Source organism: Streptomyces sp. RKAG337, assembly GCF_023701715.1.
Lineage (GTDB): Bacteria > Actinomycetota > Actinomycetes > Streptomycetales > Streptomycetaceae > Actinacidiphila.
On the sequence record NZ_JAJOZA010000001.1, the window covers coordinates 7,061,099 to 7,074,090 of the forward strand.

Annotated in this window: 17 protein-coding genes and 1 riboswitch; of the genes, 6 read left to right on the forward strand and 11 right to left on the reverse strand. The window is 71.9% G+C overall.

The window, feature by feature from the left end:
* The first annotated feature begins 79 nt into the window (after nt 1–79).
* The 3 genes from LNW73_RS31200 to LNW73_RS31210 all read left to right on the forward strand — a co-directional run bounded on the left by LNW73_RS31200 (nt 80) and on the right by LNW73_RS31210 (nt 1,178).
* The gene (locus LNW73_RS31200) at nt 80–502 is read left to right on the forward strand and encodes a GNAT family N-acetyltransferase (protein WP_250992237.1); all 423 of its coding nucleotides are present in this window, start codon (nt 80–82) and stop codon (nt 500–502) included.
* A gap of 80 nt (nt 503–582) precedes the next feature.
* Nucleotides 583–810 carry an antitoxin gene (locus tag LNW73_RS31205; protein WP_250974330.1) on the forward strand — a complete coding sequence of 76 codons (228 nt, stop codon included), beginning with the start codon at nt 583–585 and terminating at the stop codon, nt 808–810.
* Nucleotides 807–1,178 carry a fic family toxin-antitoxin system, toxin component gene (locus tag LNW73_RS31210; RefSeq protein ID WP_138354500.1) on the forward strand — a complete coding sequence of 124 codons (372 nt, stop codon included), beginning with the start codon at nt 807–809 and terminating at the stop codon, nt 1,176–1,178. The genes LNW73_RS31205 and LNW73_RS31210 overlap by 4 nt, the downstream gene beginning before the upstream one ends.
* 40 nt (nt 1,179–1,218) lie before the next feature.
* On the opposite strand, the gene bioD is transcribed toward LNW73_RS31210, so the two are convergent.
* From bioD to bioB, 3 genes are all read right to left on the reverse strand, one after another.
* Nucleotides 1,219–1,938: a dethiobiotin synthase gene (bioD, locus tag LNW73_RS31215; RefSeq protein ID WP_250974329.1), complete on the reverse strand. Its 720-nt coding sequence runs from the start codon at nt 1,936–1,938 to the stop codon at nt 1,219–1,221.
* Between the two features lie 95 nt (nt 1,939–2,033).
* Nucleotides 2,034–3,365 (reverse strand): adenosylmethionine--8-amino-7-oxononanoate transaminase, encoded by a 1,332-nt coding sequence (locus tag LNW73_RS31220; protein ID WP_250992238.1) that lies wholly within the window; start codon nt 3,363–3,365, stop codon nt 2,034–2,036.
* On the reverse strand, nt 3,358–4,626 hold the full coding sequence (gene bioB / locus LNW73_RS31225; RefSeq protein WP_250992239.1) for a biotin synthase BioB: 1,269 nt from the start codon (nt 4,624–4,626) through the stop codon (nt 3,358–3,360). The genes LNW73_RS31220 and bioB overlap by 8 nt, the downstream gene beginning before the upstream one ends.
* A 203-nt stretch (nt 4,627–4,829) precedes the next feature.
* Between bioB and LNW73_RS31230 the strand changes: the two genes are divergently transcribed.
* Nucleotides 4,830–6,002, forward strand: a complete 1,173-nt coding sequence (locus tag LNW73_RS31230; RefSeq protein WP_250992240.1) for an 8-amino-7-oxononanoate synthase — start codon at nt 4,830–4,832, stop codon at nt 6,000–6,002.
* On the opposite strand, the gene LNW73_RS31235 is transcribed toward LNW73_RS31230, so the two are convergent.
* Both LNW73_RS31235 and LNW73_RS31240 read right to left on the reverse strand, forming a co-directional pair.
* Nucleotides 5,970–6,206 carry a DUF397 domain-containing protein gene (locus LNW73_RS31235; protein WP_250992241.1) on the reverse strand — a complete coding sequence of 79 codons (237 nt, stop codon included), beginning with the start codon at nt 6,204–6,206 and terminating at the stop codon, nt 5,970–5,972. The two genes, LNW73_RS31230 and LNW73_RS31235, sit on opposite strands and share 33 nt — an antisense overlap.
* 11 nt (nt 6,207–6,217) lie before the next feature.
* Nucleotides 6,218–7,105, reverse strand: coding sequence for a helix-turn-helix domain-containing protein (locus LNW73_RS31240; RefSeq protein WP_250992242.1), 888 nt, complete (start codon nt 7,103–7,105; stop codon nt 6,218–6,220).
* Between the two features lie 242 nt (nt 7,106–7,347).
* On the opposite strand from LNW73_RS31240, the gene LNW73_RS31245 reads away from it, so the two are divergent.
* On the forward strand, nt 7,348–7,776 hold the full coding sequence (locus LNW73_RS31245; protein WP_250992243.1) for an ATP-binding protein: 429 nt from the start codon (nt 7,348–7,350) through the stop codon (nt 7,774–7,776).
* A 70-nt stretch (nt 7,777–7,846) separates the two neighbouring features.
* On the opposite strand, the gene LNW73_RS31250 is transcribed toward LNW73_RS31245, so the two are convergent.
* From LNW73_RS31250 to LNW73_RS31270, 5 genes are all read right to left on the reverse strand, one after another.
* Nucleotides 7,847–8,479, reverse strand: coding sequence for a GNAT family N-acetyltransferase (locus tag LNW73_RS31250; protein WP_250992244.1), 633 nt, complete (start codon nt 8,477–8,479; stop codon nt 7,847–7,849).
* Nucleotides 8,476–8,904, reverse strand: coding sequence for a VOC family protein (locus LNW73_RS31255; protein WP_250992245.1), 429 nt, complete (start codon nt 8,902–8,904; stop codon nt 8,476–8,478). The genes LNW73_RS31250 and LNW73_RS31255 overlap by 4 nt, the downstream gene beginning before the upstream one ends.
* Before the next feature lie 132 nt (nt 8,905–9,036).
* Nucleotides 9,037–9,492, reverse strand: coding sequence for a C40 family peptidase (locus LNW73_RS31260; RefSeq protein WP_250992246.1), 456 nt, complete (start codon nt 9,490–9,492; stop codon nt 9,037–9,039).
* A gap of 18 nt (nt 9,493–9,510) precedes the next feature.
* Nucleotides 9,511–9,674: riboswitch (cyclic di-AMP (ydaO/yuaA leader) on the reverse strand.
* Nucleotides 9,675–9,993: 319 nt separating this feature from the next.
* A complete protein-coding gene (locus LNW73_RS31265) occupies nt 9,994–10,299 on the reverse strand; it encodes a hypothetical protein (protein ID WP_250974320.1) in 306 nt (101 codons plus the stop codon).
* A gap of 5 nt (nt 10,300–10,304) precedes the next feature.
* Entirely contained in the window at nt 10,305–10,940 is a 636-nt protein-coding gene (locus LNW73_RS31270) for an ATP-dependent Clp protease proteolytic subunit (protein ID WP_250992247.1), read from the reverse strand.
* 56 nt (nt 10,941–10,996) lie between these two features.
* Between LNW73_RS31270 and LNW73_RS31275 the strand changes: the two genes are divergently transcribed.
* On the forward strand, nt 10,997–11,296 hold the full coding sequence (locus LNW73_RS31275) for a type II toxin-antitoxin system Phd/YefM family antitoxin (RefSeq protein ID WP_250992248.1): 300 nt from the start codon (nt 10,997–10,999) through the stop codon (nt 11,294–11,296).
* A gap of 78 nt (nt 11,297–11,374) precedes the next feature.
* Here LNW73_RS31275 and LNW73_RS31280 read toward each other — a convergent pair whose 3' ends face one another.
* A complete protein-coding gene (locus tag LNW73_RS31280; RefSeq protein ID WP_285393663.1) occupies nt 11,375–12,694 on the reverse strand; it encodes a M28 family metallopeptidase in 1,320 nt (439 codons plus the stop codon).
* Nucleotides 12,695–12,992 lie beyond the last annotated feature (298 nt).

Consider the following 12,992-nt stretch of genomic DNA (forward strand, 5'->3'; position numbering starts at 1 on the left):
GTCTCCGTCCCGCCCGTTTCCGGGCTGACGGGACGGAGACCACTGGCCGCGGGGCGGGCCGGCTGTTTGACTGCGCCGCATGAACGACCTTCACCTCCGCGCGGCGGACCCCTCGGACATCGCGGCCGTACTCGGCCTCTGGCAGGTGGCGGCCGAGGGCGCCAGCATCAGTGACGACGAGCAGGGCGTGGCCCGGCTGATCGCCCGGGACCCGGAGGCGCTGCTCCTGGCCGAACGCGACGGTGTGCTCCTGGGATCGGTGATCTCCGGCTTCGACGGCTGGCGGTGCCACATCTACCGGCTGGCCGTGCACCCCGCCGCCCGGCGCCAGGGGATCGCCGCGGCGCTGCTGGCGGCGACGGAGGAACGGTTCGTCGCGCTCGGCGGGCGGCGGGCGGACGCGATGGTCCTGGAGCGCAACGAGCTGGCGCACCACGCCTGGAAGGCGGCCGGCTACGGCCCGGAGGAGCCGTGGCGGCGCTGGACCAAGCCGCTGCGCTAGCCGCTGAGCATCCCGCCGGCCGGCGGGATCCGCCCGCGGCCCACTTGCCGCCACTAGCGGATCGGCGCTAGCTTGTAGGTATGGCCAAGACCCAGTTGAACGTGCGGGTGGAAGAGTCCACCGCCGAAACGGCCCGGGACCGGGCTTCGCGCCGGGGCATCAGCGTGAACCGGTACATCGAAGAGCTCGTCCAGCAGGACGCGGGTGAACGCGGACGCACCTTCGTCGAGGCCGCGGCCGACTTCATGAAGAGCTATGAGTCGGTGTTCGCGGAGGAGTTCGGCACGGAGCACGAAGGCAGCCGTTGAGCCTGCGTATCGACCTGGCCTGGCTGCTCATGGTCGCCGAGCACAACACCCCTGGCGACCCACAGGTCACCGACTGGGGCGCGCTGCTCGCGGCGGTGAGCCGGCACCAGGCGGAGATCTTCGGCACCCCCGTCTACCCCGACCCGCACGACCGCGCCGCCGCACTGCTGCAGATACTCGTGCACGTTCCCGCCCTGGAGCGGTCCAACGCGATGTTCGCCTCGGCGGTCGCGTACGCCTACCTCGTCGCCAGCGGACTCAAGGTCACCACCTCGCCGGAACAGGTCCGTGATCTGGCCCGGCTGGTCAAGGACGGCTCCGCCGGCGTCGGCCGGATCGCGGACGAGCTGCGCGGCTGGGGCGGATAGCCGGACGGGGTCCAGCACCCGTCCGGCCGGAGCACCGTCGCTAGCCGAGTCCCTCGGTCCGGGTGAACTCCTCCGCGTCCCACACACCACCGAGCTGCGGAGCCAGCCAGCCCGGCGCGGCGGCGCGGAACTCCTCGGGCGTGAGAGTGCTCGCACCGGCCGGGAGCACACCGAGCAGCGGTACACCCGCCGACTCCGGGAGGTCGACCAGGTTGCAGCGGGCCGCCAGGTCCGGTTCTGCCGGCCAGCTGCCGACGATGAGTCCGGCGCACCGCAGGTCCCGCGCGGCCAGCGCCTCCGTCGTCAGCGCGGCCGTGTTGAGCGTGCCGAGACCGGCGGGCACCACCACGAGTACGGCGGCGCCGAGCAGCTTCGCCACATCGGCCAGCGTCGAGCCGCCGTCGTCGAAGCGCACCAGCAGTCCGCCCGCGCCCTCGATCAGCACCACGTCGTGCACGGCCGACAGCTTCGCGGCCGCCTCGGCGATCTCGGTCGGACGCACCGGGTGCAGTCCCGCCCGCCGGGCCGCGGTCGCGGGCGCCAACGGCTCGGGGTAGCGGGCGAGTTCGACCGCGGTGACCCCGCCGGCCAGCCGCGCGACCTCGGCCGCGTCACCCGGCTCACCCTCCGCGAGGCCCGTCTGGGCGGGTTTGAGAACGGCGACGCTCAGCCCCTGCGCCAGTGCCGCCGCGGCGACCGCCGCGGTCACCACGGTCTTCCCGATCTCCGTGCCCGTCCCCGTGACCGCCAGTACCGCCATGTGACCGCTTCCTCCTCGTGTCGATGCGGACGGCGCGCCGACCCTCCCGCGCCGTCCGCCCCCGGTTGTCAGCCCGAGGTTGTCAGCCCCGGTCGTCAGCCCGCGCGCGCGGCTGCCAGGACCGCCGCACAGATCCGCGCCACGTCCTCGTCCCCGGTGACGTAGGGCGGCATGATGTACACCAGATCACGGAACGGGCGCAGCCACACACCCGCCCCCACCGCGGCCCGGGTGGCCGCGGCCATGTCGACCTGGTGGTCGAGCTGGACGACACCGATCGCGCCGAGCACACGCACGTCCCGTACGCCCGGCAGTGCGGCGGCGGGCGCCAGTCCGTCGAGCAGTCCGGCCTCGATGCGTTTGACCTCGCCCGCCCAGTCCTGCGACAGCAGCAGGTCGATCGAGGCACAGGCGACGGCCGCCGCCAGCGGGTTGCCCATGAACGTCGGGCCGTGCGCGAGCACCGGGACCTCGCCGCGCGAGATGCCGTCGGCGACCCGGGTGGTGCACAACGTCGCCGCCATCGTCAGATAACCGCCGGTCAGCGCCTTGCCCAGACACATCACGTCGGGGGAGACACCGGCGTGCTCCGCCGCGAAGAGGGCGCCGGTGCGGCCGAAGCCGGTGGCGATCTCGTCGAACACCAGCAGCACGTCGTGCTCGTCGCACGCCTCGCGCAGCACCCGCAGATAGGCGGGCGAGTGGAACCGCATCCCGCCGGCGCCCTGCACCACCGGCTCGACGATGACCGCCGCCAGCTCGTCGGCGTGACGGCCGATCAGCTCCCGCAGATGGGCCACGTAGCGCGGGTCGGGCCCGGCGTCGAAACCGGACGGCGGTGCGTCGGCGAAGACCTGCCGGGGGAGCGCCCCCGACCACAGTTCGTGCATCCCGCCTTCGGGGTCGCACACCGACATCGGCTGCCAGGTGTCCCCGTGGTAGCCGCCGCGCCAGGTCAGCAGCCGCTGCTTGGCCGGCCGGCCCAGCGAACGCCAGTACTGCAGGCACATCTTGATCGCGACCTCGACCGACACCGAGCCGGAGTCGGCGAGGAAGACATGGCGCAGCGGCTCCGGGGTGATCTCCACCAAACGCGCCGCGAGCCGGACGGCGGGCTCATGGGTGAGCCCGCCGAACATCACATGGCTGACCCGGTCGAGCTGGCCGCGCGCCGCCTCGTTGAGGACCGGGTGGTTGTAGCCGTGGATCGCCGACCACCAGGACGCCATGCCGTCGATCAGCTCGGTCCTGCCCTCCGCCGGGGCGGCCAGCCGCAGCCGGACCCCGGACGCCGATGCGACGATCAGCGGCTCCTGACGGCCGGGCATCGGCCCGTACGGATGCCAGACGTGCTCCCGGTCCAGCGCCAGCAGCGCGTCGGGGGTCAGCGCCTCCGGAGCCGGCGGCGCGGTGAGGGGCTCAGGCATTGGGCGGCAGGTCCGTTCCCGCGCCGCGCCGGCGGACGGCGACCAGTCCGGTACGGGTGGCACCCGCCGGGACGGGCTTTTGGGCCGGTGCGCCGGCGGGCTCCGCCACCGGCTCGGGCGCGCTCTGCGCAGCGCCGCCACAGGGACCGCAGCCCCCGCCGTCGGCGTGCGAACCGCAGCCCGCGTCCTCGCTCTGCGAGCCGCAGCCGCCACCCGCTTCGTGCGAGCCGCAGCCGCCACCGGCGTGCGCCACGTCCGCGCGGTGCTGCGGGAGGGTGACCGTACCCGCGCCTTCCACCTCGAAGCCGGCGTCGGCGATCATGTCGAGGTCGGCCTGGCCGGCCTGGCCCTCGCTGGTCAGATAGTCGCCCAGGAAGATCGAGTTCACCAGGTGCAGCGCGAGCGGCTGCAGGGTGCGCAGGTGCACCTCGCGGCCGCCGGCGAGCCGGACCTCGACGTCGGGGCAGACGAACCGCACCATCGCCAGGATCCGCAGGGCGCGCTGCGGGGTGAGGTTCCACTCCTCGGCCAGCGGGGTGCCCTCGAACGGGATGAGGAAGTTGACCGGCACCGAGTCCGGGTCCAGCTCGCGCAGCGCGAAGACCACGTCCACGAGGTCGGCGTCGGTCTCGCCCATGCCCGCGATCAGACCGGAGCACGCGGACAGCCCGGCGGCCTGCGCCTGCTGCACGGTGTCCACCCGGTCGGCGTACGTGTGCGTGGTGGTGATGCCCCCGTACGTCGCCTCGGAGGTGTTCAGGTTGTGGTTGTACGCGTCCGCGCCGGCATCGCGCAGCCGGTCCGCCTGCCCGGCGGAGAGCAGGCCCAGGCACGCACAGACCTCGATGCCCTCGTTCTGCTCCTTGATCGCCTCGATGGTCCGGGAGACCCGGTCCACATCGCGGTCCGTGGGACCACGCCCGCTGGCGACCAGGCACACCCGCTTGGCCCCGCCCGCGACACCGGCCGTCGCGGCGGCCGCCGCCTCGTCCGGTTTGAGCCAGGTGTACTTCAGGATCCCGGCCGTGGAGCCGAGCCGCTGCGAGCAGTACGAGCAGTCCTCCGGGCACAGCCCGGACTTGAGGTTGACCAGGTAGTTGAGCTTCACACGGCGCCCGAACCACTGGCGCCGCACCTTGCCGGCCGCGGTCACCACATCGAGCAGGTCATCGTCGGAGGTCGCCAGTACGGCAAGCGCCTCATCCCGGGTGGGCAGCTCTCGGCGCAGCCCCTTGTCCACCAGCGTGTTCAGCAGATCCATAGGGGCGATCCTGGCCCACCGAGGGGCCGAGAGCCAATGATGGACCGCACAACAGGGGTGGCTACAGGTGTGTGTATCGCCACACCCTGTCCGGGCGGCCCGACCAGTACGTTGCTGCCAGGCCCACCCGCACCTCCGCACCGCCCCGCCGGACCCCCCTGGCGGACCCGCCCGAGCCCGCCCCGCCGACCCCAGGGACCCCGATGAGCCGCGACCCGTTCGACTGGATCGACGCCCACGCCGAGCGGCGCCGCGAGGCCGGTCTCGTCCGCACCCTGCGACCGCGGCAGGCGGAGTCGGCTCTGCTGGACCTGGCGGGCAACGACTACCTCGGGCTGGCCCGGCACCCCCGGGTCACCCGGGCCGGGGCCGACGCCTGTCTGCTCTGGGGCGCGGGCTCCACCGGCTCCCGGCTGGTCACCGGCACCACCGAGCTGCACACCGAACTGGAGGCGGAGCTCGCCGCCTTCTGCGGGTTCGAGGCCGCCCTGGTCTTCGCCTCGGGCTACGCCGCGAACCTGGCCGCCGTCACCGCGCTGACCGGGCCCGGCACCCTCATCGTCTCCGACACCTCCAACCACGCCTCGCTCATCGACGGCTGCCGGCTGTCGCGCGCCGACACCGAGGTCGTCGCGCACCGCGACACGGAAGCGGTGCGCAAGTCGCTGGACGCGCACGACGGGCCCGCCGTCGTCGTCTCCGACTCGGTCTTCTCCGTCGACGGAGACGCGGCCCCGCTCGCCGGACTGGCCGCCGCCTGCCGCGAGCACGGCGCCGCGCTGCTCGTCGACGACGCCCACGGACTGGGCGTCCTGGGCGAGGGCGGGCGGGGCGCGGCCTGGGCCGCGGGGCTGGCCGGCGCGCCCGATGTGGTCGTCACCGCCACGCTCTCGAAATCGCTGGGCAGCCAGGGCGGCGTGGTGCTCGGCCCGGCCCGGGTGATCGAGCACCTGGTGAACGCCGCCCGCACCTTCATCTTCGACACCGGGCTCGCGCCCGCCGCGGCGGGCGCCGCCCTCGGCGCGCTGCGCCTGCTGCGTGACGAGCCGGAGCGCGCGGAGCGGGCCCGCGTGGTGGCCCTGCAGCTGTACGACCGGCTGACCGCGGCGGGGCTGCGGTCGGCGCGGCCGGACGCCTGCGTCGTCGCGGTGCGTGCTCCGTCGGCCGGGGAGGCGCTGCAGTGGGCGGCGGACTGCAGGACCGCCGGCCTGGCGGTGGGATGCTTCCGCCCGCCGTCGGTGCCCGACGGCATCTCGCGGCTGCGGCTGACCGCCCGCGGCGACCTGACGGATCAGCAGATCGCCGAGGCGGTCGAGGTGATCGTGCGCACCGCGCCGCGGGACTCAGCCCGGTCCGGCGAACTCACCGGCGCGTAGCGCCCGTACGAAGCTGTCCCAGGCGGCCGGCGCGAACAGCAGCGCCGGTCCCTGAGGGTTCTTGGAGTCGCGTACGGCCAGCGGTCCTGCGGACAACCGGGCCGTTTCGACGCAATTGTTGGCCGCGGTGCTGTAGCTGCTGCGCTGCCACCGTGCCGCACAAAGCGTTGTGCTGGAGGAAACGTACCGAGGCAGTACCGGCATATGGTGCCTCCTTACGCGCCTTTGCTGTTCCCGGAGCCGATCCAGGAGTCGCTCCCGGAGCCGATCCCGGAAATGAACGCCAATGAGTCGTCGTACGACAGGGCGTGGGAGCGCAATCGGTCGAACGCGGCGCTGTACGCCCTGAGATCCTCTTGTCGATCCACATAGAGACTACTCGTCAAATGGTCGATAACAACAACGTCCAGATCGGCGATGAGCGGGAATGAGAAGATTACGAAAGATCCCGTAACACCTATGTGGCCGCCCGCGGTGAAGGGCAGAACCTGCAGCCGTATCCGCGGCATCCTGGCGGCTTCCGCGAGGTGTCGCAACTGCGCCCCCATGACCTGTTCTCCACCGACCTTGCGCCGCAGCACCGCCTCGTCGAGCAGAGCGTGCAGCTCCAGTGGGGAGTCCTGCTCCAGCACGGCCTGCCGGGCCGTCCGCACCTCGACCAGGGCGTCGACCTCCCGTGCCCCGAGCCGCGGGAGGACCGACCGGGTGAGCGCGCGGGCGTACGCCGGGGTCTGCAACAGGCCGGGCACCACGCTGTTCTCCATGGTGCGCGCCCGGCAGGCGCCGGTTTCCAGACTGATGAAGTCGCGGTACTCCGGGGGCAGTACGTCGCGGAAGTCGTGCCACCAGCCGCGCTGGGTACCCTTCCCGGCCAAGGTCGCCAGCAGGTCGCGCAGTTCACGGTCGCGGACCCCGTAGATGTCCAGCAGGCAGGCCACGTCCTCCGGCCGCGCGCTGCTGCGGCCGGTCTCGACACGGCTCACCTTCGACTGGTGCCAGCCGGCCCTGCGGGCGGCCTCGCCGCTCGTCATCCCGGCCAGATCGCGTTGCCGCCGGAGTTCCGCTCCGAGCTTTCGGCGTCGTACCGCGGGGATCTGTTGCATCGCGCGCCGCTCCTCCTGAAGGGACTTTTCAGACCGTCACCAGTGCGACAGTCTGCGCCTGAATACGTTCTCGCGTAGCAGGGTTCACCGCTTTGAGCGACAGATATATGCATATCGCTGTGGATCGGCCGCAATAGCGGCACCATAGGTGGCACTCTGGCGCGAAGTAGCCGTCCGCGGCTCCCTGCGGGCAGACCGCACGACGGAGTCTCGGGGCACGGCGGGAAAGGGACAGCGTCGCCATGGCAGACCTCCAGGAAGCATCCGTCACCCTGCCGAGCGACCCCGCCTCGGTCACCACGGCTCGCCGGTACGTGTGCGGGCTGCTGGCGGACTGGGGGATGCCGGAGAACGCGCCCGCCGTCGACGCGGTGCGGCTGATCGTCTCCGAACTCGCCACCAACGCCGTGCTGCACACGCTCGGCCAGTCACCCACCTTCACCGTCGACGTCCAGCTGGAGCGGTCCGAGCAGCTGCGGATCGGGGTCACCGACAGCCATCCGCGCTGGCCGCAGCGGCTGCCGGCCGCCGTCCAGCAGGACAACGGGCGCGGCATGGTCATCATCCGCCACCTCACCGCGGAATCCGGCGGCCGGCTCTCGGTCACCCCCACGCCGGACGGCGGCAAGACCGTCTGGATCATGCTCCCCTGGGCGGTTCCGGTGCAGTGAGCGGTGCGACGCGGCCGGTGCGCCGTGACCGGTGCGCCGTGATCGGGGCCCGGGAGACCGGACCGGGATGTCAGGCCTGGGCCGCGACCAGGAGCGCCTCCGCACCCACCGGGACGTATCCGGCGGCCAGGAAGGCGCGCACGCTGGCGGCGTTGCCCGGGGCGATCTGAGCCCACAGCGGACGGCCGTCGGGCACCAGGTGGCGGGCGGCGCGGGCGAGGCGGCGGCCCAGACCCGTTCCGCGCGCGCCGGGGTCGACCTCCAGGGCCGCTTCCCAGCGGCCGCCGACGCCCCGGCCGATCAGTACGGTGCCGCCAGGTGTCGTCCAGGCCCGTACGTCGTCACGGCGCCGCAGCGCGCGGGCGATCCGCGGATGGGCGCGGTCGGTGGCCGGCTCCAGTCGCAGATCCGGCGGCCCCGGCAGCGGCCGGGCGAGCAGCATCATGTCGATGTTCTCCACCCGCCGGCCGACGCGCCGGCCCAGGGCGTCCAGGAACGCGGGGCTGAGCGGCGCGGCGAGATCGCCAGGGGCCAGCAGGCCGAGCATCCAGCCGTGGTCGGTATCGGTGAACACGACGGCGTGCGCGGCGAAGGAGAAGACCCCGGCGTCGCGCTCCGAAGGCTGCGGCACCATGGTCACTCCGCCGTCCGGGGCGGGCAGGACGCCCTGCTCCACGTCGGCCAGGATCCGCGGCAGGCTCATGCCTGCGCGGCCTCAGCCGCCTGCGTCGCCGCGGCCGCCGCCCGGGCGCGTTCGGGGGCGCTGCGCTCGACGCAGAACTCGTTGCCCTCCGGGTCGGCCATGTACACCCATCCCGTTCCGTCCGGCCTCCGCTGGTCACTGACCACGGTTGCGCCCAGCCCCGCCAGCCGCTCGACCGTCTCGTCGCGGGTACCGGTGGGCGGCTGGATGTCCAGGTGCACCCGGTTCTTGGCGGACTTGCCCTCGGGCACCCGGATGAACAGCAGTCTGGGGACGCCCGGTTGGCCCGGATCTATGAGCACCTCGGCGTCGCCCGGGTCGGAGTCCTCCAGTACGTAGCCGGTCAGTTCGGCCCAGAACACGGCGAGGCGGTACGGATCGGCGGCGTCGAAGGTGATGTGGCGGACGGGGTTGAGATAGGTCATATGCGGCTCCCGGCCGGTGGGTTGGTCCCGAACGGGGTCAACATAGCCGTCAGGCGGGCGTCCTTGCCGGGAATATCGGCCCGCCCCGCGCAACGGCCGCGCGGGACCGAGGCGTCCGGGCCCCGCGCGCCGTCAGCGGACCCGGCCGTACCAGACACTGCCGGTCCAGATCTTCTCCAGCCGGACCCGGGTGCCGGTCTTGGGGGCGTGCCAGATCTTGCCGCTGCCGGCGTAGATGCCGACGTGGTAGACGCTGCTGCCGGTGTGGAAGAACACCAGGTCGCCGACCTGGCGGCTCGACGCCGTGATGTGCTTGGTGCTGTTGTACTGGGCGCCGGTGGTGCGGGGCAGCTTCTTGCCGGCCTTGTTGAACGAGTACAGGGTGAGTCCTGAACAGTCGAAGCGGTTCGGCCCCGCGGCACCGTACTGGTACGGCGAGCCCTTCTTCGACGCCGCGACGCTCAAGGCCTTGGCGGAGACGGTGGCCGCGTCGGCGTGGGTGGCGGTGGCCGGCAGCAGGGCGGGGACCGCGACAGCGGCGGCGGTGAGGACCGAGGCGGCCCCCAGACGGGACAGACGTGTGGACATGCCGGACCTGGCCATGCGAAACCCTTCGTCGTCCGCTTGCGAAGGATGACCTGTCGGGTTCGGGCAGGCGAAGAATCCCGGCCGCTGACGCGGCTTCACCCCAAGGGGACGGCCTGGATACCGCTGGGCCGGCCCCGTCGTGCCTGGGTCCTCCGTTCCTGCCGTTGCAGTGTCGACCGGGCATCCGGGCGGCGGCAGGATTGGGCGTCCGCTCGGACCGCCCCACCACGGCGGCGGGGTCTTGTCGTCGAAGGGAGCATGACTCACGAATGCGCTCGGATCGGTACACAAACGGCTTTATGTGATTCTCATCACCCATCACCTATTCGGGTGGACGGAACGCCGACCGCTGCCGTTTCCGCCCGGGCGCACGCCGGTTGACCTGGGGCGGAGGCAATGACCGTGACGGGCGGACGTCGCAAGTCGGTGCTGCAACATCCACCCGTCACGCGCAAGGGTGACTACTCCGAACGTGCGGGCGGATGTCGCCCCGATGGGCCGTCAGTGGTCCGGCTGCGGCGGGACGGTCACCAGGGACGCCCGCCGCTCGCCGTCCAGGACGCGCAGCGCCCTGCCCAGCGTGCCCGTGTGCACCTCGGTCTCGCCGCGGTCGTGCATCACCGCCAGCGCCTCGCGCAGCGCCGTCGCCCTGCCGACCAGGGCCTGGGCGGCGCGCAGCGCGCCGTAGGTGTCGCGGGAACGGGACGGGTTGATCCGTCCCAGCAGGTCCACGATCTCCAGATAGCGGTCGACGAGTTCGCCCTCGGAGCGCGTCAGGGCCGGCAGCGGCGGCGGTTCCGGCACCACCGGTGTCACCGGATGCCGTGCGCGGTGCCGCTGGTCTTCCGGCTGAGGGTGACCCGGTCGACGATTCCGTAGGCCAGCGCCTGCGTGGCGTCGAGGATCATGTCGCGCTCGATGTCGGCGCTGACCCGCTCGGGCTCCTGGCCGGTGTGGCGCACCAGCAGCGCCTCCAACTGCTCCCGGGTGCGCAGCAGTTCGCGGGCCTGGATCTCCAGGTCCGCGATGGTGCCCTGTACGGCCTGGCCGAAGGACGGCTGGTGGATGAGGACCCGCGCGCCCGGCGTGATCATGCGCTTGCCGGGCGCCCCGGCGGCGAGCAGCACGGCGGCGGCCGAGGCCGCCTGGCCGATGCAGACCGTGGACACGTCGCAGGTGACGAACTGCATCGTGTCGTAGATCGCGGTCATGGCGGTGAACGAGCCGCCGGGGGAGTTGATGTACAGCGAGATGTCCTGCCCGGGTGCCGAGCTCTCCAGATGGATGAACTGCGCCATGACGTCGTTGGCGGAGGTGTCGTCGATCTGCGTCCCGAGGATGACGACGCGTTCCTGCAGCAGCTTGGAGTACGGGTCCATGGTGCGGGTCCCGGAGCTGGTGCGTTCGGTGAACTCGGGCAGGACGTAGCGGGCGGTGGGTCGGATCATGGCGGCACCTCCATGTAAAAAATGTACAGGACGTACATCTCGATATGATGGGGAGCATGGCCCATGAAGTCCCGGTGACACAAGCGCGTGCGGAGCTCGCGGAACTGATCAACCGCGTTGTCTACGGCGGTGAGCAGGTGGTGCTGACGCGCCACGGCAAGCCGCTCGTCGCCCTGGTCTCCGCCGCTGACCTGCAGCGACTGCGCGATCTTGATGCGGCGGCCGAGGAGCCGGTGATCAGCACGGTCTCCTCGTACGGCTCCCGGGCGTCCGCCACGGGCGAACGCCGCCGCTTCGGCATCGCCGCCGAACACCGCGGCCCGGACGCCGGGGATCGGCGTCCGGGCCGCGAATGAGACGGTCGGAGCGGTCGTCGTGCATGAGGTGCGGTGCGCACCGCCGGGCGCGCGCCCGTGCGGTGCGCGCTCAGCCCGTCAGAAGGTGAGCTTCCAGCTGTTGATGTAGCCGGTGTCGGCGCGGGCGACGTCCTGGACCTTGAGCTTCCAGACGCCGTTGGCGACCTCGCTGGAGGCGTTGACGGTGTAGGTGGCGACCACGTTGTCCGCGGAGTCCGACCCGCTGGAGTTCTTCAGCCGGTAGGCGGTGCCGTCGGGGGCGACCAGGTCGATGACCAGGTCACCGCGGTAGGTGTGGACGATGTTGACGCCCACCTGCAGGGCGCTGGGCGCGTTGCCCGTGATGCCGCTGACGGTGACCGACGAGGTGACCGCGGCGCCCGCGTCCGGGATGGCGACGTCCGTGGTGTTCTCGAAGACCGTGCCGGTCGGCGGTGTCGTGGTCCCGGTGCTCAGGTTCCAGACCGCGTACGCGATGGCGTCGCTGTTGTTGTCCAGCGCGCTGTCGTTGAGGTTGGCGGAGGTGTCGCACGAGCGGTGGTAGCAGGCGTCGAACGCCTGGCCCGAGGTGCCGCCCCACTTCTGCGCCTGTGCGGCGGTCTTGGTGTAGTCCGCGCCGCTGAAGAGCCCGCCGACCGGCACGCCCGCGTCCTTGAAGGGGGCGTGGTCCGACCGGCCGTCGCCCTCGGTCTCGATCTCGGTCGGGATGCCCTTGGAGGCGAAGAAGTTCTTGAAGACGGTCTCGAGCGCCGCGTTGTCGTCGTAGACGAAGTACCCGGGGTTGGGCGAGCCGATCATGTCGAAGTTGAGATAGGCGTCGATCTTCGACCGCTCGGCGGCCGGCAGGTTGTTGACGTAGTAGGTGGAGCCGACCATCCCCAGCTCCTCCGCGCCGAACCAGCCGAAGCGCAGGTGCTTGGTGGGCTGCAGCCCGGCGCGCGAGACGGCGAGGGCGACCTCCAGCGTGCCGGCGGTTCCGGAGCCGTTGTCGTTGATGCCGGGGCCGGCGGTGACGGAGTCCAGATGCGCGCCGTTCATCACCACGTGGTTGGCGTCGCCGCCCGGCCAGTCGGCTATCAGGTTGTAGCCGGTGGAACCACTGGAAGTGAACTGCTGGATGGTGGTGGTGTAGCCGGCCGCGTCCAGCTTGCCCTTGACGTAGTCGAGGGAGGCCTTGTAGCCGGGCCGCCCGTGGGCGCGGTTTCCGCTGTTGGCGGTCGCGATGGACTGCAGTTGGGTCAGGTGCGCCTTGACGTTGGCGACCGGGATGTCCGGTGCGGCGACGGTCGGCGCGGGCGCGGCCGGGGCGGTGGCCGCGGCAGTGGCCGCGGGCGATGCGCTGATGAGGGCCGCCGAGAGCGCGGTGACCGCGCCGATGGCGGTCAGGGCATGGCGCAGCGTCAGTCTTGTGGACACGTGGTGCTCCGTTTTCCGTGGTGGGGGCGCGGAACGAACGAGGCACGCCGCGGCGTCGACCGCGGCGCGCAGGAGCGTCTTCTGGCCAGAAGTCTCTTTGATGCGGACATGATGATCCGGCGGTCCCGAAGGAGGCGTCAAGGGCGATAACCGGACAGGAAGTTCCGGTGAACGGACGAAGCCAGGCAAAGGCGTTGCAAAAGACCCGCAAAGTGGGGCCCTGGGGCTCACGCCACCGCACGCCGACCGGTACACACTGGCGACTCCGACCAGGGCACTG